Source organism: Streptomyces sp. NPDC029138 (assembly GCF_055564375.1).
On record NZ_JBVHWM010000053.1, the window covers coordinates 1 to 20,035 of the forward strand.

The following is a 20,035-nucleotide window of genomic DNA, read 5'->3' on the forward strand; positions in this document are numbered from 1 at the left end:
CCCCCCCCCCCCCCCCCCCCCCCCCCCCCCCCCCCCCCCCCCCCCCCCCCCCCCCCCCCCCCCCCCCCCCCCCCCCCCCCCCCCCCCCCACCGCCTTGTCCCCTTACGTTCGTCCCGCTGCGAGCCGCCAGGACAACGGCGGCTCCCCAGACGGGAGATCGGGGGTGCACACGTGCGCATAGGACTGGTTACCGAGGGTGGCTATCCCTATGTGAGCGGTGACGCCATGCTCTGGTGCGACCGGCTCGTGCGGGGACTCGAACAGCACGAGTTCGACGTCTACGCGCTCAGCCGTGGCCAGCACCAGGAGGCCGAGGGCTGCGTTCCGCTCCCACCGCAGGTCAGCCGGGTGCGGACCGCGCCGCTGTGGACGGCCGGGGGCGAGGGGGCCGCCTACGGCCGACGCGCACGCCGGCGCTTCGCGGAGTGCTACGGGGAACTGGTGGCGGCGGTGTGCGCCGGGGCCGACGGGGGCGAGGGCGCAGGGGGTGACGGGGCCGGGAGCATCGCGGCTGGGGCCGGCCGGGCGTCGGACGTCCGGTCGCAGGACGCGCCCGCTGATCTGGCGGACCGTTTCGGCAGCGCGCTGTACGGGCTCGCCGAACTCGCCCGCGAGGAGGGCGGACTCGTCGGCGCCCTGCGCTCCGACGCGGCCGTACGCGCACTGGAAGGCGCCTGCCGCGCCCCCCGCGCGCTGCGCACGGCACGCGAGGCGCGCGTACCCGATCTGCTCACCGTCGCCGCGCACCTCGAACGCGCCCTGCGCCCCCTCTCCCTCGACTGGTACGGCGACGACGGCCTCGGCGCGGCCGACCTCTGCCACGCCACCTCGGGCGGTGCCGCCGCCCTCTGCGGACTCCTCGCCCGGCACTTCTCCGGCGTACCGCTGCTCGTCACCGAATACGGCGTGCAGCTCCGCTCGCACTACCTGACCCTCGGTCCCGACGCCGCCGCCCCCGCCGTACGCGCCCTGCTCGGCGCCTTCTACGGCCGGCTCGCCGCCGAGGTGTACCGGGGAGCCGAGATCCTCACCCCGGGCAACACCCACGCCCGCCGCTGGCAGGAACGGTGCGGTGCCGACCGCGCCCGGATCCGCATGGTGTACCCCGGCATGGCGGCCGACCGCTTCACGGAGGTCGGCGAGTCCCCGGACCGCGCCGACCCGCACACCCTGGTCTGGGTCGGACGCGTGGACCCCGCCAAGGATCTGGTGTCGCTGCTGCACGCCTTCGCGGAGGTGCGCAAGGAGGAGCCCGAGGCGCGTCTGCGGATCGTCGGCGCGCCCTCCGGCGCCGAGGGTGCCGCCTACCTGGGCCACTGCCGGGCGCTCGCCGCGCAGCTGTTCCCGGACGAGGCGGAGGGCGCGCACGCCGTCGGCGACAACCCCGTCTCCTTCGAGGAGGTCGGCGCCCCCGACGTGCCGACGCTGCCCGACGCGTACGCCGCCGGCGCGGTCGTCGTCCTCTCCAGCGTCGTGGAGGGCTTCCCGATCAGCCTCGTCGAGGCCATGTTCTGCGGCCGTGCCACCGTGTCCACGGACGTGGGCGCGGTGGTGGAGGTCATCGGCGGCACGGGCCTGGTGGTGCCCCCGCGCAATCCCCGGGCGCTCGCGGAGGCGTGCGTGGCGCTGCTGCGCGACCCCGAGCGCCGTGAGCGCCTCGGTGCCGCCGCGCGCGCCCGGGCGCTCGAACTGTTCACCGTCGAGCAGAACATCGCGGCATTTCACGGCATTTACCTGGAGATCGTCTCGCACTGCCCGGTCCGCCGGGTGGTCCTGGACGAGTCCGGCGAGCCCCTGCCGTTCGCCGCCCCCGCCGAGTCCCACGTCCCCGGCCACTGGACCGGCCCCGCACCCCGCGTCCTGTCCCGAGGCATCCCCACCTGGGCCACGAACACCCCGGTCAGGGCCACACCACTGGCGACGGAGGGCGCCCGATGAGCGAGCTGGACAGCACCTGGACGCCTGGTGGCGGTCTCGCCGGCGGGGGGCTCGGTTCCGACCTGGCGGGGGAGCTGGATGCTCGTCCGGAGGGTGAGCCGGTTGTGCGTTCTAGGGATGGGGCGGGTGAGCCGGATGTGCGTCCGACGGATGGGCCGGCTACTGGTCCGGCGGGCGGGTCGGGCGGTGCCGACTTCGCCGGGGGCGGCGACACACCGGGCCGGAGCGAGCCGACCGGAGCGGACCGGCCGGGGATGCCGAGCGGGGCCGGTCCGTGGGACACGTGGTCGGGGGAGTGGCTGGCGGGCGTGCCCGACGACGTCGCAGGCGGGGAGCCGTCGGCAGAGGTCGCCAGGACGACCACCGCCCCTGTGCCCTCGGCCGCCGGGCTCGGCACAGCCGACGCGACCGGCCGGACGGATCAGCGCGCCTTCACTTCGACAGCCGATGCCATAGGTGAGCCGGCCCGGCATGACTCCGGCTCGTCGGCCGGTCTCGCTGGGGAGGCGTCCGGGCCCGAGTCGGGATCGTCGGATGCGAGGGCGGGTGCACGTGCCCGGCGGCAGTGGGCCCCCGCGCCCCGCCGGGGGTCCGGCGACCCGGTGAAGGCCCTGCTGCACCGGCACCGGGAGCTGTGTGAGCGGGCCGTGGATCCCCTGGAGATCGCCGCGGGGCTGGAGGCGCACGGGGTCACCGACCGGACCGCCGCCCGCTTCCGGCACCGTGACGTCTTCTCGCTCGCGGAAGAGCTGTACGCGCGCGTGCCCCGCGCCACCGAGCCGCGCGCGGAGCCCGAGTCCCTGCCGGTGCCCCGCGTCCGCGTCGGCTGGGTCCTGCTCGCTCTCCTGCCCGGAGCGCTCGGCGCGGCCACGGTCGCCGGACCGCGGCTCACCCAGGGACACCTCCGCCTGCTGGTGGCACTCGGCGGTCTCCTCGCCGTCGCCCTCGCCACGCGAGCGGCCCTGCGTCACGGCCCGCTCGCCGGCCCGCCCGGCACGCGCGCGTGGGGCACCACGCCCGGCACGCGCGCGTGGGGCACCGCCGTCGGCACGCGCGCGTGGACACTCTGGCTGCTCGGGTACGCCCTCGTCGGCGACGGCCTCCTCCACACCGTCCTGACGGGCGGCCCCGACGCCCTGCCCACCGGAGCCCCGGACGCCCCCTGGCCCACGGCCACCGTGCCCGTCCTGGCCCTCCTGCTGGCCTGCGCCCCGGCGGCCTGGTCCGCGCACCTCCTCACCGTCGGCGCCCGGCGCAGGCTCGCCCGCAGCCGGGGCCTTGAGGACTTCACGGCCGCCGCGAAACCCTTGCTGCTCGGCGCGTTCGCCCTGTTCCTGGCCGCCCTCGCCGCTCTGCTCGCGCTCTGCGGCGCCTTCCTGCGCGAGCCCGCGGCCTACCCGCAGGCGCTCACCCTGGGCGCCCTCCTCCTGCTCGCCCGCCTGCTCACCGTGCACCGCCACCGGCACGCCCCCGCCCTCGCGCTGGGCGCCGCCGTGGCCACGGAGGCGGCGGCTGTCGCGCTGCCGCTGGCCGGCCGACTGCCCGGCTGCGCCTTCCTGGCGCCCCCCGTCGAGACCCTCGTCGGTGCCTGGGGCGAGGCCGCCGTACCGGCCCTCGCCTGCGGCACCGTGGCCCTGGCCCTGCTCTGGCACGCCGGCCGCACCCTCACCCAGGCCTCGGCCCACGCGCCGACGGGAGCACCCGACTGAACCTTCCGCCCCGGCCCGACCCACCGCCGGAGGCAACCGCACGACCCCCCTGAAGGAGAACACCAGATGACCACCTCCCGACCCGGAGCGTCCGGAACCCCCGGCACCACCGGAGCGCCCGGCGCAGCCGCAGGAGCCGTCGACCCGGCCGGTACCACCGGCGCGCACACCCCGGGAGCCGGCCGATGAGGGTCCTGCTGATCGGAGCCAACGGATTCATCGGCCGTTTCGTCGCCGACCGCCTGCTCGCCGACCCGGCCGTCCAGCTCACCGCGCTCGGCCGCGGCGACGACGCCGACGTGCGCTTCGACCTCGCCACCGGAAGCCCGGGCGCGCTCACCCGCTTCCTCGACGCGGTCCACCCCGGAGTCGTCATCAACTGCGCCGGCGCCACGCGCGGGGGCGCCCGCGAACTCACCCGGCACAACACCGTCGCCGTGGCCACCGTCTGCGAGGCCCTGCGCCGCAGCGGCTGCGGCGCCCGCCTGGTGCAGATCGGCTGCGGTTCCGAGTACGGCCCCAGCCAGCCCGGTTCCTCCACGGCCGAGGACGCCGTACCGCGCCCCGGCGGCCCGTATGGCGTCAGCAAGCTCGCCGCCACCGAACTGGTCCTCGGCTCCGGCCTGGACGCCGTAGTGCTGCGCGTCTTCTCACCGGCCGGCCCCGCTACCCCGGCGGGCTCCCCGCTCGGCCGGCTCGCGGAGGCCATGCGCCGCGCCATGCAGTCCGGCGACGGCGAACTCAAGCTCGGCGGCCTCGGCGTCCAGCGCGACTTCGTCGACGTCCGCGATGTCGCCCGTGCCGTGCACGCCGCCTCGCTCTCCGCCGCGCAGGGCGTGATCAATATCGGCTCCGGCCGCGCCGTCCGTCTCAGAGACGCCGCCGCCGTCCTCGCGCGTGTGGCCGGATACGGCGGCGCTCTCCACGAACTCGACGCCCCGCCCGGGCCGCTGCGCAGCGCCATCGGGCACCCCCGCGCCGACTCCGAGCACGCGATCCCGGTGGCGTACCCGTACCCGGACGGCTGCGGCAGCTGGCAGCAGGCCGATGTGCGCACCGCGCGCGACCGGCTCGGCTGGCGGCCCCGCATCAACCTCGAAGAGTCCCTGGCCGACATCTGGATGGAGGCGGCGTGCCGCATCTGACCAGCACCACAGCCGGCGCCACCGGAACCGGCGTACGCACCGCCCTCGGCATCCCCGGCTACGCCCATCCGCTCGTCGCCCCGGCGCAGTGGGCGGAACTCGCCCGCCCCGGCACCCCGCTGGACTGGGTGGTCCTCGACGTCGCCGCCGGCCCCGGCTCCCGCCCCGACCCGCACTGCCTGGAAGCCGCGGGCCGGCTCCACGCCGCCGGCGTCCGCGTCCTCGGCCACCTGGACCTCACCTACGGCGCCCGCGCCTTCGGCGACCTGCTCTCGGACGCCCACCGCCACCTCGACTGGTACCGCGTCGACGGCTTCCTGCTGGACCGCTGCCCCACCGAGCGCACCGCGCTGTCCGAGGTCCGCCGCGCGATCACCACGCTGCGGGCGATCAGCGACACCGCCCACATCGTCCTCGGTCACGGCCGCCACCCGTACCCCGGCTACGCCGAGAACGCCGACCAGCTGGTGACCTTCTCCGGCCCCTGGTCCGACTACCGCTGGTCGCAGGCGGCCGAGTGGACCGCCGACTACCCGCCCGACCGCTTCTGCCACTTCGTGCACGGCGTGCCCCGTGGTCACCTGGACGAGGCGCTGCGGATCGCGCGCTGGCAGGGGGCGGCCACGATCTACTTCACGGACCGTACGGACAGGGACGGTCGCGTGGACCCCTGGGAGACCATGCCCGGCTACTGGGACGACATCGTCTCGCGTCTCGGAACGGGTGTCTCGGAATGAAGAAGGCCGTGGCAGTGTTACAAGGAGAACAACTGTAGTGATTGACCGACCAACGGAGTCCCCGTGTCGCTGCCACCCCTGGTCGAGCCAGCTCCTGAGCTCACCGTAGACGAGGTCCGCAGGTACTCCCGCCACCTGATCATCCCCGACGTGGGCATGGACGGGCAGAAGCGGCTGAAGAACGCCAAGGTGCTGTGTGTGGGCGCCGGCGGCCTGGGCTCGCCGGCGCTGATGTACCTGGCCGCCGCGGGCGTGGGCACCCTCGGCATCGTGGAGTTCGACGAGGTCGACGAGTCGAACCTGCAGCGCCAGATCATCCACAGCCAGGCCGACATCGGCCGCTCCAAGGCAGAGTCCGCCCGTGACTCGGTCCTCGGCATCAACCCGTACGTGAACGTGATCCTTCACGAGGAGCGGCTCGAAGCCGAGAACGTGATGGACATCTTCAGCCAGTACGACCTGATCGTCGACGGCACCGACAACTTCGCGACCCGCTACCTGGTCAACGACGCGTGCGTGCTGCTCAACAAGCCGTACGTCTGGGGCTCGATCTACCGCTTCGACGGCCAGGCCTCGGTGTTCTGGTCCGAGCACGGCCCCTGCTACCGCTGCCTCTACCCGGAGCCCCCGCCCCCCGGCATGGTCCCCTCCTGCGCCGAGGGCGGCGTCCTGGGCGTGCTGTGCGCGTCCATCGGCTCCATCCAGGTCACCGAGGCGATCAAGGTCCTCACCGGCACCGGGGAGCCGCTGGTCGGCCGCCTGATGATCTACGACGCCCTGGAGATGCAGTACCGCCAGGTCAAGGTCCGCAAGGACCCCGACTGCGCGGTCTGCGGCGAGAACCCGACCGTCACCGAGCTGATCGACTACGAGGCCTTCTGCGGCGTCGTCTCCGAGGAGGCCCAGGAGGCGGCCGCCGGCTCGACGATCACTCCCAAGCAGCTCAAGGAGTGGATCGACGACGGTGAGAACATCGAGATCATCGACGTCCGCGAGATCAACGAGTACGAGATCGTCTCGATCCCCGGCGCCAAGCTGATCCCGAAGAACGAGTTCCTCATGGGCACTGCCCTGGAGACCCTCCCGCAGGACAAGAAGATCGTCCTGCACTGCAAGACGGGTGTCCGCAGTGCGGAAGTCCTCGCGGTCCTGAAGTCCGCGGGCTTCGCCGACGCGGTCCACGTCGGCGGCGGCGTCATCGGCTGGGTCAACCAGATCGAGCCGGAGAAGCCGGTCTACTGACCGGCCGTCCCGCCGACCGGCGGGCCAGCAGAAGCCCACGGCATCTGACCAGGTCAGATGCCGTGGGCTTCTGTTCGTTCTGCCGGATGCGTAACGGATACACGGCTCAGCGGCGGCTGATACACGGTCATCGTGATCCCGACACACGGGCCCGGGAATGTGGGCGGCATCCCACTTTCCCCGGTTCGGAGGTCGTCCGATGCTGCTGTACTCCCCGCCCGGCCGGCGGCTGCGCCATGTGCCGCCGTGGATCGCGCTCGTCTGCCTGTCGGCCGTCGCCGTCGCGGCCGTCGCCGTCGGCGTCGGCCGGCCCGGGCTCACCGACGGCCACAGCGCGGCGGCGGACCGGGACCTCGCCGCCTTCGCGGCAGAGCTGCCGTGGCCGGACGACGGTCAGTCGAGCGTGGAGGTCGAGGGGCTGGGCAGCCTCGGGACGCGGGGCGAGCAGACGCCGGTACCGATCGCCAGCCTCACCAAGGTGATGACGGCGTACGTGATCCTGCGCGACCACCCGTTGCACGGCACGCAGCAGGGCCCGGAGATCACCATCGACCCGCGGGCGGCCGACGAGTCGGTGTCCGGGACGGAGTCGACGGCCCCGGTGCAGGCGGGACAGAGGTACTCGCAGCGCCGGCTGCTCGAACTGTTGTTGCTCCCGTCGGCCAACAACATCGCCCGGCTGCTGGCACGTTGGGACGCGGGCAGCCAGGAGGCGTTCACCGAGAAGATGAACAGGGCGGCGTCCGGGCTCGGCATGGACCACACGACCTACACGGGCGCGAGCGGCATCGAGACGACGACCGTCAGCACCTCGCGGGATCAGCTGAAACTGGCCCGGGAGGCAATGAGGAACAAGGTGTTCCGGAAGATCGTCGCCACCCGGAGTACGACCGTACCCGGGGTCTCGGGGACGGTCACGAACACGAACACGCTGCTGCGGATACCCGGGGTCGTGGGCCTCAAGACCGGCTCCAGCACCCCGGCCGGCGGGAACCTCGTGTGGGCGGCGACGGCGGACAGCGACGGCCGGGAGCGGCTGGTGCTGGGGGTGGTCCTGCACCAGCGGGCGGGCACGTCCCCGGCACAGGGCCTCGAGGCGGCCCTCGATCGCAGCGAGCGACTGATCACAGCGGTCCGCGCGGCGCTGGCTTCGGGACGGGGGACGTCGGCATGAGCGGTGGTACGGGCACAGCGTGGCAGGTATCGGCCGGACCCGAGCAGGGGGCCAGGGCCAAGGGCCTCACATCACCGTGGTCGTGGGGGCGCGGGCGGGTGACGGCGGGGCTCGCGCTGCTGTGCACCGCCGCGCTCCTGCTGCACCGCCGGATACCCAACGGTCCCGGCCGGCTGCCCAGCCTGGTCGAGAACTTTCTGCCCTGGGTGGGCGCGGCCGTGCTCCCTCTGCTGGTGATCGCCCTGGTCCGGCGGTCGGCGACGGCGCTGGTCACCGTCTTGCTGCCCGCCGTGACCTGGGTGTCCCTCTTCGGGGGCACGCTCGCCGACAAACGCGGCACGGGTGGTGACCTGACTGTGGTCAGCCACAATGTGGGTGACGCCGACCCCGGCCCGGCCGGCCGTGTACTGGTCGCCTCCGGCGCCGATGTGATCGGGTTGGAGGAGCTGACCGACGCGAACGCCCCCGGGTACGAGCGGGCGCTGGCCGGCACCTATCCGTACCACCAGGTGGACGGCACCGTCGGCCTGTGGAGCAAACGGCCGTTGCGGGACGTGCGGCCGGTGCCGATCATGGCGTGGACGCGGGCGTTGCGCGCGACGGTCGAGACACCGAAGGGGCCTGTCGTGGTCTTCGTGGCCCATCTGCCGTCGGTGCGGGTGCGGCCGGCCGAGGGGTTCGCGACAAACTGGCGTGACCACGCCGTGGTGCGGCTCGCCGGCGCGGTCCGCGAAGCTCCGGAGCGGCGGCGGATCCTCATGGGCGATTTCAACGGAAGCCTCGATGACCGCGGACTGGCCCCGGTGGCCTCGGTGATGCGGTCGGCGCAGCAGGTGGCCGGCGCGGGCTTCGGGTTCACCTGGCCGGCGGCCCTGCCGGTGGTGCGGCTCGACCAGGTGTTCACGCAAGGGGTCGAGCCCGTGGCGGCATGGACGCTCCAGCGGACCGGGAGCGACCACCGGCCGGTCGCCACCTCGGTCAACTTCTGATCGCAGTCTTCCTTACTCTTGCGGTGGCTGATCGTGAAATCGTGCGTATGTGACAAGCAGGGCAGGTGTGGCAGGGGTGTCCGAGACCGTGAACGTGCTCCTCGTCGAGGACGACACCGTGATCCGCAGGGCCGTGGGGCTCGTGCTGGAGCGCTACGGCTACACCGTGGCATCCGCGGAGGACGGGCTGGCGGGCCTGGACCTGTTCCGCGCGGGCGGACACGACCTGCTGCTTCTGGACGTGATGCTGCCGGGCCTCGACGGCATCGGTCTGTGCCGACGGGTGCGGGAGACCAGCTTGGTGCCGATCCTGATGATGTCCGCTCGCGGCGACTCGATCGACGTGGTCGGGGGACTGGAGGCAGGCGCCGACGACTATGTCGTCAAGCCCGTCGAGCCCTCGGTTCTGGTGGCGCGGATACGTGCGCTGCTGCGCAGGGCCTCCTTCACCCGTGCCGAGCCGACCGCCGAGCCTGCCGCCGCCGGGCACCGGGTGCTCACCTTCGGAGATCTGACGCTCGACACGGAAGGGCTGGAGGCGCGGTTGGCCGGCGAGCCCGTGGCCCTGACGCCGACCGAGCTGCGACTGTTGCTGGAGTTCGCCGCGCATCCGGGGATGGTGCTGGAGCGGCAGAGGCTGCTGCGCGATGTGTGGGACTACGGCTGGGACGGCGACAGCAGGGTCGTGGACCTGTGCGTGCAACGGCTGCGAAAGAAGATCGGCGCCGAGCGGATCGAGACGGTCCGCGGCTTCGGCTACAAGCTGGTGCGCTGACATGCCCCGCCCTTTCGCCTCGCTGCGTTGGAAGATCACCGCTCTGGTGGCCACTGCCTGCGGCGTGGTCGCCCTGGTCATCGGTGTCCTCGTGCACTCCGCGACGTACGAGCGCTCGATCGCGGAGGGCGAGGCCAAGGCCGTTCTCCAGCTCGCCGACGCGGTGCGGCAGGAGCCCGGCGCGTACGACCCCGTCATCAGGAGTCCCGACGAACTGCCCCCTACCCTCCGCGAGCAGGTACGCGAGGCCGGGGGCAGACCGCAGACCTGGTACGACACACGTGTGGCTCATGTGCCCTGGATGTGGGCCGCCCAGGAGTCCGAGGGCCGATGGACGGGCGTCCGCGTCGCCATGGACCTCGACTGGCTCAGCCGTAAGGCACTCGACCGGCACATGGTGTACGCGGCGATCGCGGCGCTGGCCGTGGTGCTGCCCCTGTCAGCCCTGGCCACCGGGCTGATGGTCCGGAGACTGCGCCGGGTCGCCGCCACCGCACGCCGCATCACCGACGGCGAACTCGACGCGCGCACCGGCGGCCCGGGCCGGGGCAGGGACGAGATCGCGGACATCTCGGTGGCCGTCGACCAGATGGCGGGCAGCCTGGAGCGGCGGCTGCGCAGCGAGCAGCGGTTCACCGCCGATGTGGCGCATGAACTGCGGACCCCGCTGATGGGACTGGTCACCTCGGCGGAACTGCTGCCCGGGAGCGAGGCGACCGATCTGGTGCGGGACCGGGTCCGGGTGCTGAGCACGCTGGTTGAGGAACTGCTGGAGGTGTCGAGGCTGGACGCGGGCGCGGAACAGGCTGAGACGGTGACCGTTCCGCTCGGCGAGGTGGTGGAGGACTCGGTACGGCGCACCGGGCTGACGGTGCGGATGTCGGCGACGGATGCCGGGACGGTACGCACCGACCCGCGGCGGCTGGACCGGATCCTCGCGAACCTCGTCGGCAACGCCCACCGGCACGGACGGGCACCGGTCACAGTGACGGTGGACGGCGCCACCGTCGTCGTACGCGACCACGGCCCGGGCTTCCCGGCGGAGCTGCTCGCCCACGGGCCGCAACGCTTCCGAACCGGAGCGGTCGAGCGCGGCCAGGGCCACGGCCTCGGGCTGACGGTCGCGCTGGGCCAGGCACAAGTCATCCAGGCACGTCTGGAGTTCGCCAACGCGCCCGACGGAGGCGCGCTGGCCACACTGCGTCTCCCGCCCGGCTGACCGACGCCCCGGTTGCGAGGACCAGCCTTCGCGGACGGCCCGGACACCGGTGACGTCGGCGTCCGGGGCCCCGTCCGCGGGCCCCGTCCGCGTCAGGAACAGACCGTTCCGGCCTTCGGCGTCTTCCCGTCCAGCAGGTAGCCGTTCACCGCGCTCTGCACGCACTCGTTCTTGCTGTCGTACGAGCCGTGCCCCTGGCCCTTGTACGTCAGCTCGACGCCGACGCCCTTGCCGAGCGCGTCCACCATCTTCCGCGCGCCCTCGTACGGGGTGGCCGGGTCGCCGGTGTTGCCGACGACGAGGATGGGCGCCGCCCCCGGTGCGCTGACGTCGGGATGGTCGGCGGCGCCCGGCACCGCCCAGTCCGTGCAGCCGACCATGCCCCAGGCCAGGTAGTCGCCGAACAGCGGGGAGGCGGCACGGAACTCGGGCAGCTTCCGCTGGACGTAGTCCGCGGTGTACCGGGGTTTCTCGTCGGAGCAGTTGATGGCGATGTTCGCCGCCGTGAGGTTGCTGTACTCGCCGTTCTCGCTGCGGCCGTTCATCGAGTCCGAGAGCAGCATGAGGACCTTGCCGTCGCCGTCGTACGCCTGCTCCAGCCCCTCGGTGAGGTACTCCCAGAAGTCCTTCGAGTACAGGGACTGCGCGATGCCGTTGGTGGCGGCGGTCTGCGTCAGCTGACGCGGGAAGATGCCCGGGATCGGCTTCTTCTCCAGGTCGGCGAGGAGTTTCGCGATGCGGTCCTTCACCTCCTGCTCGGTGCTGCCGACCGGGCATTCCTCGGTCTTCGAGGTGCAGTCCTTCGCGAAGTTGTCGAGCGCGAGCTGGAAGCCCTTGGCCTGTCCGAGCGCACTCTGCTCGGGGTTCTGCGTGGGGTCCACGACCGCGTCCAGGACGGCCCGGCCGACGTTCTTCGGGAACAGGTGGGCGTAGACACCGCCGAGTTCGGTGCCATAGGAGATGCCGAAGTAGTGCAGTTTGTCGTCGCCGAGGACCTGGCGCATCAGGTCCATGTCGCGGGCCGCGTCCGTGGTGCGCACATGCGGCAGGATCTTCTCGGACTTCTTCTCGCAGGCCGCGTTGAACTGTTTGGTGCGGTTCAGGAGCCCGACCTGTTCGGCGCGGTCGTCCGGGGTCGCGTCCTGCTGGAAGTACTCGTCCAGCTGGGCGTCGCTCTCGCACTCCACCGGTGCGCTGCGGCCGACCCCGCGCGGGTCGAAGCTGACCAGGTCGTAGCGGGTGCGCAGGGCGGTGTAGTCCGCGCCGAACGCGGGCAGGGTGGTCACGCCGCTGCCGCCCGGGCCGCCGAAGTTGAACACGAGCGAGCCGATCCGCCTGCCGGCGGGGCCACTGGCCCGGGCGCGGATCAGGGCGATGTCGATCGTGTCGCCCTTGGGCTTGCTCCAGTCCAGCGGCGCCTTCATGGTCGCGCACTGCCATGTCCCGCCGTTCGGCAGCGGGGAGGGAGGGCTGCCGCCGCCCTCCGCCTCGGACGGGGCCGGGCAGTCCTTCCAGTCCAGCTTCTGCGCCGTGAGGTCCCCGTCCTTGCCGCTGTCGCCGCATCCGGCCAGCACAGCGGAGAGCAGCACAGCGGTGGTGGTCAGCACGGCGGCGCGCAGCCGGAACGGGTTCGCCATACTCCCATCGTGGGGGCGCGCACGCCGGGGCGCGCGGGACGCGGGCCGTACGAGGTACAGCACGGCAGCGCCGGGACCGCACCGGACAGGCTCGCCTACAGGGCTCCCTTGCGGGTGAGGTGGTTGAACGCCAGCCAGCCCGGCAGCACCGGCAGCCACAGGGTCAGCAGCCGGAACAGCAGTACGGCCGGCGCGGCGACCTCCTTGGGCAGGCCCACGGCGATCAGACCGACGGTGAGGGTCGCCTCGACCGCGCCCACGCCACCGGGGGTGGGCGCGGCGGAGCCGAGCGCGTTGCCGGCGAGGAAGACGACGGCGACGCTGGCGATGCTCAGCGACACCGATCCGTCGCCGAAGGCCCGGATGGAGGCGTCCAGGCACATCACGAAGCAGGCGGTCAGCAGCAGCATGCCGCCGATGCCGGTGATGAGCTTCTGGGGCCGCTGGAGCACGTCGAGCATCCGCGGCACGACACCGGCGAACAGCGACCTCACGCGCGTGACGACGAATTTCCGCAGGAACGGCACCGAGGTGACCACGAGGACCAGGACCGCCACGGTCAGCAGGCCCGCGATGACCGTGCGGGACGGCGACAGCGACGGCGTCTTCTCGGTGCCGGTCAGATAGCCGAAGGACAGCAGCATCAGGATGTGACAGCCGAGCCCGAACAACTGCGACGCGCCGACGCTCGCCACCGCGAGCCCCGGGCGTACGCCGGCGCGCTGGAGGAAGCGCGTGTTGAGGGCCACACCGCCGACCGCGGCCGGTGCCACGATCTTCACGAAGGACCCGGCGACCTGCGCCGCCACGGTCCGCGGGAACGGCACCCGCTCCGGCACGAAGCCCAGGAGGGCCATCGCGGCGGCGACATAACTGAGCGCGGAGAACAGCACCGCCGCGGCCACCCAGCCCCACTGGGCCTGCGCGAACAGCGTGCCGAACTCGATGTGGGTGAGCTGCGTCAGCAGGTAGTACGCGCCGATCGCACCGGCGATGAAGCTGATCAGCGTGCGCGGCCGGACCCGCTCCAGGCGGGCCGGTTCCACGGGCGCCTGGGGCCTGATCCGCAGTACCTGGTGCCGGATCTGGGTGAGCAGATCCTCCTCGCGGGCCTCTTCGAGGGCTTCGTCCATGGCCCGCTTCTCCGCGCGCTGCTCGGCGCGGACCGCCTTCTTGTCGGGCTTCTCGAGGGCGGACGGGGCCGTCTCGGGAGCCTCCTCCAGACGGGCCAGCTTGGCCTGCCGGGACGCTTCGAGCACCGCTTCCCGTTCGCGCTGGGCCCGCTCGCGGGCCAGCCGGCGCAGCGTCGCGCGCGTGGAGCGCGTCAGCGCGATCGGCTGGAGCATCGGCAGACAGTCGGCGACCGCGTCCGGGCCGAGCACCCCGACCGCCGAGGCCACCGCCCGCTCGGCACCGACCCGCAGACCGAGCGTGGTCACCAGCTGGGCGACGTCCATGCGCAGCAGCAGATCACCGGCCGCGATCTCGCCGCCGCGCAGCTCGGTGAGGATCACCCTGCCGGAACGATCCACCAGAATCGCGTCTCCGGCCAGCCTGCGGTGCGCGATGCGCCGGGACTGCAATGCCTGCACCTGGTGCCAGGTGTTGCGCAGCAGCTCGTCGGTGATGTCCTCGTCGGCCAGCGAGTCGAGCGTGCGCCCGCCGGTGTGCTCGTAGACGAGCATGACCGCGTCCGGGCCGAGTTCGGAGGTGGCGATCAGCTTGGGCGCGTTGGCGCCCGCCGCGATCGCCGCGTACGCCAGCAGCGCCTCCTGCTCCAGTGCCTGGCGCAGCGACTGGAGGCTGGAACGGGTGGCGAAGCCGCGCAGGGTCAGATTGCGCCAGGCGCGGTAGAAGAAGCCCTGCGCCTGCTGTTCCCGGTCGACGACGGTGACGTCCAGCGGCGGGCCGTTCTCCAGGGTGACGAAGTAGCGCCGGCCCCGGTCGCCGTTCTCCGTCTCCACGGCATCTTCGCGGGCCGCGCTGACGGGGTGGAAGCCGACGTGCCTGAGGCCCGCCATCAGGGTCTGGCCGGTCGGGCGGACATTGGGGGAGCCGACCGCGTACAGGGTGCCGTAGGCGATGGTCCAGCCGATCAGTACGGTCAGGATGATCGAGAAGGGGGTCGTGTAGCCGGTGACCAGCATCGAGAACGCGTCGAGCAGCAGCACGATCCACAGCACCGCGCGCCATCTGGGTCTGCGGGACATGCCGACGGCCGTCATGTAGGCGATCACGGGCGCCAGGTAGCCGTGCACCGGATCGGTCAGGGCGTGGATGTCGCCCGGCGAGGGCTGGGTGAGCGCCTCCTGGATCGAGTCCGGTGCGGCCCGGGCGACCCACAGGTCGGTGGCGAGTGTCACTCCGTGCGCCAGGACGGCCGCCAGGACGCCGTCGGCGATCCGCAGCCCGTCCCTCTTGATCAGCCGTTCGATCGCGAAGGCGACCGGCACCAGCAGGATCGCGATGCTGGACGCCAGCCCCGCGATCTTGATCAGCAGGTCCGGGGCCTGCCCGGTGCCCTTGTTGATGTCCTGTTCGAGACCCGAGGTCGTCCCGTGCGCGAACGCGGCGATCGCGAGCAGCACCACGATGCCGAGCAGGCCCACCAGGAGGCGCATCAGGTCGGAGGGGCGGTGCACGCGCGCGGGGAGCAGCGGTTCGTCGCGCTCCACCTGCTCGGCGTGGGGGTCGTCGTCGGCGCACGGGGGGTGAGCCGGGGGCGCGCTCTCGGGGACGTGCGCCGCCTCGGGTGCGCGTGCCCCCTCGGTGCCGTCGTCCTTGCGCTGGCCGGTGTCTTCCTGATTGCGCCGGCCGGCGTCTTCCTGCGCGTGCGGACCGGTGCCTTCCTGCTCGTGCGGACCGGTGCCCTTCTGCGTCTGCGGACCGGTGCCTTCCTGCGCCTGTGGACCGGTGTCTTCCTGCTGCGCGCCGGTGCCGCCGTCGTCCGCGCGGGCGGGACCGGGGCGCGCCGAGGCGTCAGGGGTGCCCGCCGCTCCTTCGGGGTGCACGCCCTGCTCCTTCATGGTCTCTTCTTGGTCTCGTATCACCAGTCACCGCCCGCACGATGGTGGCATGCCCCACCGACACTCACGGGCATCAGGGTGCGGATGCGCGGGCGCACAGTCTGCCCGAAGGACCGCGCGGGGGCGAGAGGACCGTTCCTCACGGCCCCCGCCGGAACGTCGGCGGGGTGCGGCAGGATGGGGTGGATGAGCGAGCAGAGCCCTCCCCGAGACGCCCGCGCGGAGTACGCGGACGCGCTGCCGGAGTACGCCGAGCGGGTACTGGACGTCGCCGAGCGGATTCCGCCGGGCCGGGTCATGACCTACGGCGATGTCGCGGAGTGGCTGGAGGAGGGCGGGCCGCGCCAGGTCGGCCGGGTGATGGCCCTCTACGGCGGCGCCGTCCCGTGGTGGCGGGTCGTACGCGCCGACGGCGTGCTGCTGCCCGGACACGAACTGCGCGCGCTCGCCCACTACCGCGCGGAGGGCACGCCGCTGAAGCAGGCGGGCAGGAGCACCGAGGGCCATCTGCCGCGGCTCGACATGCGGCGGGCCCGATGGGACGGCGGCGCGGGTGCGGAGGGTCACACCTGACAGCTTCCGCCATCGGATGCCGCCGCGGAGGGCCTGTGGCCCGTTCGGGGGACATGGGGGACGTCCGTGGCATGCCGTACGTTCGTGAGGTGTGGGACACGCGTGACCGCAGTGCCGCGAGGTAAGAATCGGAAGCCCTGCTTCCTGCCGGAGCGGCGGCGTAGCGTCGGCAGCACGTGTCCCCCTCATCCCGTGGCCACCGCCCCGCGCGCGTGACCGCCTGCCCGCCAGTACGACCACCAGGACCGGCACATCACGTGAGCTCCTCTTCCTCCACCAGGCGCCCGCCGCACCCCCCGGTGCGGCAGGGGAGCCGTGGCGCTTACCGACTGGTCCGTACCCCTCCGGCCGTCGTGGACCCCCCTCGTCTGGACGCGGCGCAGCGTGCCGTGGTTGACCACCGGACCGGACCGCTCCTCGTGCTCGCCGGTCCCGGCACCGGCAAGACCACCACGCTGGTCGAGTCCGTGGCCGCCCGGATCGCCCATGGCGGCGACCCGGAGCGCATCCTGGTGCTGACGTTCAGCCGCAAGGCCGCCGTCGACCTGCGCGACCGCATGGCCCTGCGCATGGGCGCCGCCCGCGCCCCCAGGGCGACCACGTTCCACTCGTACTGCTACGCCCTGGTCCGCGCCCACCAGGACAGCGACCGATTCACCGAGCCGCTGCGCCTGCTCTCCGGCCCCGAGCAGGACGTCACCGTCCGTGAGCTGCTCGCCGGCCAGCCCGAGCTGGAGCGGCTCGGCCTGACCCATGTGCGCTGGCCGGACGAACTGCGCGCCTGCCTGACCACGCGCGGCTTCGCCGACGAGGTCCGTGCCGTCCTCGCCCGCAGCCGTGAGCTGGGCCTCGGCCCGGACGCCCTGGACGCCTTCGCGCGCCGCATCGGCCGCCCCGACTGGCAGGCGGCGGCCGCGTTCCTCGCCGAGTACCTCGACACGCTCGACCTCCAGGGCGTGATCGACTACGCGGAACTGGTCCACCGCGCGGTCCTGCTCGCCCGCCGCACGGAGACCGCCGCACGGCTCGCGGCCCAGTACGACGCCGTGTACGTCGACGAGTACCAGGACACCGACCCCGCCCAGGTCCGGCTCCTGCACGCCCTGGCCGGCGGGGGACGCACCCTGGTCGCCTTCGGCGACCCCGACCAGTCGATCTACGCCTTCCGGGGCGCCGACGTGAACGGCATCCTGGACTTCCCGGCCGCCTTCCCGCGCGCGGACGGCAGCCCCGCCCCCGTCGCGGTGCTGCGCGCCGCGCGCCGCTCCGGCGCCGCCCTGCTGGCCGCGACCCGCCTGATCACCCAGCGCATGCCGCTGTCCCGGCTGCCCGCCGACACGGTCCGCGCCCACCGGGAGCCGGTCGCCGTACGGGACGGCGGCCGGGTCGAGGTCCAGACGTACCCGACGTCCGGCGCGGAAGTGGACAACATCGCGGACATCCTGCGCCGCGCGCACCTGGAGGACGGCGTCCCCTGGAGCGACATGGCCGTCCTGGTGCGCGCCGGCTCCCGCCTCCCGACCCTCCGCCGGGCCCTCACCGCGGCCGGCGTCCCCCTGGACATCGACGGTGACGACCTGCCCCTGCGGCACGAGCCCGCCGTCGCACCGCTGCTCACGGCCCTCCGCGCGGTGGCCACGGCGGAGGCACGCCACCGCGACGAGGAGTCGGCCGGGGGCTCCGAGGAGGGCGCACAGGCTGCTGAAGAAGCCGCCGGGGAACGTGCTGAAGCCACCAGGGAACGTATCGAGGCCGCCGAAGGGCTTACCGAGGCCGCTCGGGAAAGTAGCGAAGCCGCCGAAGGGCGTGCCGAAGCCGCTCGGGAAAGTAGCGAAGCCGCCGAAGGGCGTACCGAGGCCGCTCGGGAAAGTAGCGAAGCCGCCGAAGGGCATACCGAAGCCACCGGGGAACGTACCGAAGCCGCCGATGGACCTGCCGAAGTTGCCGGCGAGCGCCGCGCAGCCGCCGCGCAGCCGGCTCCGGGCGTCTCCTCCTGGCTCGACACCGAGACCGCCCTCACCCTGCTCACCTCCCCGCTCGCCGGCATGGACGCCGCCGACCTGCGCCGCCTCGGGCGTGCCCTGCGCGAGGAGGAGCGGGCCGGCGGGAACCCCCTGCCGCCCCCGTCCGACGAACTGCTCGCGCGGGCGCTCGCCGAACCCGAGCGTCTGGCCGTGCACGATCCGGCGTACGCGCGCGGGGCGCAGCGCCTCGGCGCGCTGCTCCGCAAGGCCCGCGAGCGCCTCGCCGGCGGTGGTACGGCCGAGGAGGCGCTGTGGGACCTGTGGGTGGGCACGCCGTGGCCCGGGCGCCTGGAGCGGGCCGCGCGGCGCGGCGGCGCGGCCGGCCGCAACGCCGACCGGGACCTGGACGCCGTGTGCGCGCTGTTCGCCACCGCCGCGCGCGCGGAGGAGCGCATCGGAGGCCGCGGCGCCCTGAACTTCCTGGAGCAGATCGAGGCCGAGGACATAGCCGCCGACACGCTCGCCCGCCGCGCGGTACGCCCCGACGCCGTCCGTGTGATGACCGCGCACCGCGCCAAGGGTCTGGAGTGGCGGCTGGTGGTCGTCGCCGGCGTCCAGGAGGGACTCTGGCCGGACCTGCGCCGCCGCGGCTCGCTGCTGGAGGCCGACCGCATCGGCCGTGACGGGCTCGCCGAGCCCCTGCCCCCCGGCGCGCTGCTCGCCGAGGAGCGCCGACTGTTCTACGTCGCCGCCACACGCGCGCGTGAGCGCCTCGTCGTCACCGCCGTGAAGGCACCGGCCGACGACGGCGACCAGCCGTCCCGGTTCCTCACCGAGCTGGGCGTCGAGCCCAAGGACGTCACCGGGCGCCCCCGCCGGCCGCTGTCCGTCGCCGCGCTCGTCGCCGAGCTGCGCGCGACCACGGTCGACCCCCGCGCGTCGGCCGCGCTGCGGGAGGCCGCCGCCCGCCGGCTCGCCCGGCTCGCCGCGCTCGCCGACGAGGACGGCCGCCCGCTGGTGCCGTCCGCGCACCCCTACCGCTGGTGGGGCATGTTCGAGCCGACCGAGAGCAAGGTGCCGCTGCGCCACCGGGACCAGCCCGTGGTGCTCTCCGGCAGCGCCCTCGACCAGCTCGCCAACACCTGCGCGTTGCAGTGGTTCCTGGGCCGCGAGGTGAAGGCCGACGCCCCCGCCACCACCGCGCAGGGTTTCGGCAACGTCGTCCACGTCCTCGCCGACGAGGTCGCCTCCGGCCGCACCCCCGCCGACCTCGACGTCCTCATGGAACGCCTGGACTCCGTGTGGAACGCGCTCGCCTTCGACGCCCCCTGGAAGTCGCGGCAGGAGAAGGACAACGCGCGCGTCGCGCTCGAACGCTTCCTGAACTGGCACGTGCTGAACCGGGCCGGCCGCACCCCGGTGGCGAGCGAGCACGACTTCGACGTCACCCTCGAAGCGGGCGACTACGAGGTCCGCATCCGCGGCCAGATGGACCGTGTGGAGACGGACGCCGAGGGCCGCGCCTACGTGGTCGACTTCAAGACCGGCAAACAGGCGCCCACCGCGGGCGAGGTGGAGCGCCACCCCCAGCTCGCCGTCTACCAGCTCGCCGTCCGCGAAGGCGCCGTCGACACGGCCTTCGACGGCGTACGCCCCGAGCCGGGCGGCGCCGAACTGGTCCACCTCAGACAGGGCGCTCCCCAGCGCGACGGGGGAGACACCCTGCCCAAGGTGCAGACCCAGGAGCCGCCGACGGGGGAGTGGGTCGGCGAGCTGCTGGCCACCGCCGCAGGAAAGGTCCTCGACGAGCGGTTCACGCCGAGCGCCGGCCAGCACTGCGCGCACTGCGCGTTCCGGGCCTCGTGCAGCGCCCGCCCGGAGGGACGGCACGTGGTCGAGTGACGTG

The 20,035-nt window shown here is 73.4% G+C and carries 13 protein-coding genes; 11 read left to right on the top strand and 2 right to left on the bottom strand.

What is annotated here, in order from left to right; all coding sequences use genetic code 11:
• Positions 1–172: 172 nt before the first annotated feature.
• From ACZ4WH_RS31345 to ACZ4WH_RS31385, 9 genes are all read left to right on the top strand, one after another.
• A complete protein-coding gene (locus ACZ4WH_RS31345) occupies positions 173–1,939 on the top strand; it encodes a DUF3492 domain-containing protein (protein ID WP_468187191.1) in 1,767 nt (588 codons plus the stop codon).
• Positions 1,940–2,541: 602 nt separating this feature from the next.
• Positions 2,542–3,648, top strand: coding sequence for a hypothetical protein (locus ACZ4WH_RS31350; RefSeq protein ID WP_468187193.1), 1,107 nt, complete (start codon positions 2,542–2,544; stop codon positions 3,646–3,648).
• A gap of 185 nt (positions 3,649–3,833) precedes the next feature.
• A complete protein-coding gene (locus ACZ4WH_RS31355; protein ID WP_468187195.1) occupies positions 3,834–4,793 on the top strand; it encodes an NAD-dependent epimerase/dehydratase family protein in 960 nt (319 codons plus the stop codon).
• Positions 4,781–5,530 carry a spherulation-specific family 4 protein gene (locus ACZ4WH_RS31360; RefSeq protein ID WP_468187197.1) on the top strand — a complete coding sequence of 250 codons (750 nt, stop codon included), beginning with the start codon at positions 4,781–4,783 and terminating at the stop codon, positions 5,528–5,530. Before ACZ4WH_RS31355 ends, ACZ4WH_RS31360 begins: the two co-directional genes overlap by 13 nt.
• Positions 5,531–5,593: 63 nt before the next feature.
• The gene (gene moeZ, locus ACZ4WH_RS31365; RefSeq protein WP_468187199.1) at positions 5,594–6,772 is read left to right on the top strand and encodes an adenylyltransferase/sulfurtransferase MoeZ; all 1,179 of its coding nucleotides are present in this window, start codon (positions 5,594–5,596) and stop codon (positions 6,770–6,772) included.
• Between the two features lie 199 nt (positions 6,773–6,971).
• Entirely contained in the window at positions 6,972–7,946 is a 975-nt protein-coding gene (locus ACZ4WH_RS31370) for a D-alanyl-D-alanine carboxypeptidase family protein (RefSeq protein ID WP_468187201.1), read from the top strand.
• On the top strand, positions 7,943–8,935 hold the full coding sequence (locus tag ACZ4WH_RS31375) for an endonuclease/exonuclease/phosphatase family protein (protein WP_468187203.1): 993 nt from the start codon (positions 7,943–7,945) through the stop codon (positions 8,933–8,935). The genes ACZ4WH_RS31370 and ACZ4WH_RS31375 overlap by 4 nt, the downstream gene beginning before the upstream one ends.
• Before the next feature lie 49 nt (positions 8,936–8,984).
• Positions 8,985–9,710: a two-component system response regulator CseB gene (cseB, locus tag ACZ4WH_RS31380; protein WP_468187205.1), complete on the top strand. Its 726-nt coding sequence runs from the start codon at positions 8,985–8,987 to the stop codon at positions 9,708–9,710.
• A gap of 1 nt (position 9,711) precedes the next feature.
• Positions 9,712–10,929, top strand: coding sequence for a sensor histidine kinase (locus ACZ4WH_RS31385; protein WP_468187206.1), 1,218 nt, complete (start codon positions 9,712–9,714; stop codon positions 10,927–10,929).
• 92 nt (positions 10,930–11,021) lie between these two features.
• On the opposite strand, the gene ACZ4WH_RS31390 is transcribed toward ACZ4WH_RS31385, so the two are convergent.
• Positions 11,022–12,566: an alpha/beta hydrolase gene (locus ACZ4WH_RS31390; RefSeq protein WP_468187208.1), complete on the bottom strand. Its 1,545-nt coding sequence runs from the start codon at positions 12,564–12,566 to the stop codon at positions 11,022–11,024.
• A gap of 95 nt (positions 12,567–12,661) precedes the next feature.
• Positions 12,662–15,592, bottom strand: a complete 2,931-nt coding sequence (locus tag ACZ4WH_RS31395; protein WP_468187210.1) for a lysylphosphatidylglycerol synthase domain-containing protein — start codon at positions 15,590–15,592, stop codon at positions 12,662–12,664.
• Between the two features lie 186 nt (positions 15,593–15,778).
• Here ACZ4WH_RS31395 and ACZ4WH_RS31400 point away from each other — a divergent pair, with 186 nt between their 5' ends.
• Together ACZ4WH_RS31400 and ACZ4WH_RS31405 are read left to right on the top strand one after the other, a co-directional pair.
• A complete protein-coding gene (locus ACZ4WH_RS31400) occupies positions 15,779–16,165 on the top strand; it encodes an MGMT family protein (protein WP_468187212.1) in 387 nt (128 codons plus the stop codon).
• A 257-nt stretch (positions 16,166–16,422) separates the two neighbouring features.
• Entirely contained in the window at positions 16,423–20,031 is a 3,609-nt protein-coding gene (locus ACZ4WH_RS31405) for an ATP-dependent helicase (protein WP_468187214.1), read from the top strand.
• The last annotated feature ends 4 nt before the right edge of the window (positions 20,032–20,035 follow it).

Excerpts from the sequence above, each read along its gene's own strand:
- ACZ4WH_RS31375 (WP_468187203.1), top strand. The coding sequence starts at position 7,943 with ATGAGCGGTGGTACGGGCACAGCGTGGCAGGTATCGGCCGGACCCGAG.
- ACZ4WH_RS31385 (WP_468187206.1), top strand. The coding sequence starts at position 9,712 with ATGCCCCGCCCTTTCGCCTCGCTGCGTTGGAAGATCACCGCTCTGGTG.
- ACZ4WH_RS31395 (WP_468187210.1), bottom strand. The coding sequence starts at position 15,592 with ATGAAGGAGCAGGGCGTGCACCCCGAAGGAGCGGCGGGCACCCCTGAC.
- ACZ4WH_RS31390 (WP_468187208.1), bottom strand. The coding sequence starts at position 12,566 with ATGGCGAACCCGTTCCGGCTGCGCGCCGCCGTGCTGACCACCACCGCT.
- ACZ4WH_RS31355 (WP_468187195.1), top strand. The coding sequence starts at position 3,834 with ATGAGGGTCCTGCTGATCGGAGCCAACGGATTCATCGGCCGTTTCGTC.
- ACZ4WH_RS31370 (WP_468187201.1), top strand. The coding sequence starts at position 6,972 with ATGCTGCTGTACTCCCCGCCCGGCCGGCGGCTGCGCCATGTGCCGCCG.
- ACZ4WH_RS31400 (WP_468187212.1), top strand. The coding sequence starts at position 15,779 with ATGAGCGAGCAGAGCCCTCCCCGAGACGCCCGCGCGGAGTACGCGGAC.